General features: G+C 53.2%; 1 protein-coding gene. It reads left to right on the forward strand.

Annotated elements, in window-relative coordinates; translation table 11 throughout:
• The coding region (locus ACGF63_RS22965) for an AMP-binding protein (protein ID WP_387633394.1) at positions 1-797 on the forward strand (797 nt) is incomplete at both ends.

Raw genomic sequence — 797 nt, forward strand, 5'->3', positions numbered from 1 at the left:
TATGGTGTGGGCGCTGCCCTCCATATTCTGTCAGACGATGTCCGCTATGATAGGCAGGCATTGTGGCATTATCTGGATGAACAACGTATTACTCATCTGACTTTGCCGCCTGCCGTCCTTCAGAATGCCCACGAACTCCCGCCGTTACAAACGCATTTAACCTTGATACTGGCAGGGGAGGCGCTGGGTTCTGCGTTATTGCAATCATTAGCGGGCAGGTATAACACCTTTAATATTTATGGCCCAACCGAAGCCACCGTTGCGGTCATGGCCTGGCATTGTCCAGCCGATTATCACGGGGAGGAGATCCCTATCGGCCGTCCCATAAACAATACCCGTATCTACCTGCTTGATGCGCGGGGTCAGCCGGTACCGCGGGGTGCGGTAGGTGAACTCTATCTCGGTGGTGTGGGTGTCGCCCGGGGTTATCTGAACCGGCCGGATCTGACCGCAGAGCGTTTTCTGGATGACCCATTTTCAACTATTCCGGGTGCCCGCATGTATCGGACCGGTGACCTTGCCCGTTATTTGTCGGATGGTAACCTGATTTATGTGGGACGCAATGATCAGCAGGTAAAAATCCGGGGATTCCGTATAGAACCCGGCGAGATAGAGGCGCGTCTGATGGAATACCCTTCAGTTCAGGAGTCTCTGGTGGTCACTTATAGCAAAGGGGAGGATAAGCGTCTGGTCGCTTATGTGGTCGCGGATGATGAGGAAGAACTGGCTCAACATTTGCGTTCGCATCTGTCAGCCCGATTACCTGAATATATGATACCGTCAGCGTTTGTCAGGCT

Source organism: Photorhabdus sp. RM322S (genome assembly GCF_042879395.1).
GTDB classification, from domain to species: Bacteria; Pseudomonadota; Gammaproteobacteria; order Enterobacterales; family Enterobacteriaceae; genus Photorhabdus; species Photorhabdus khanii.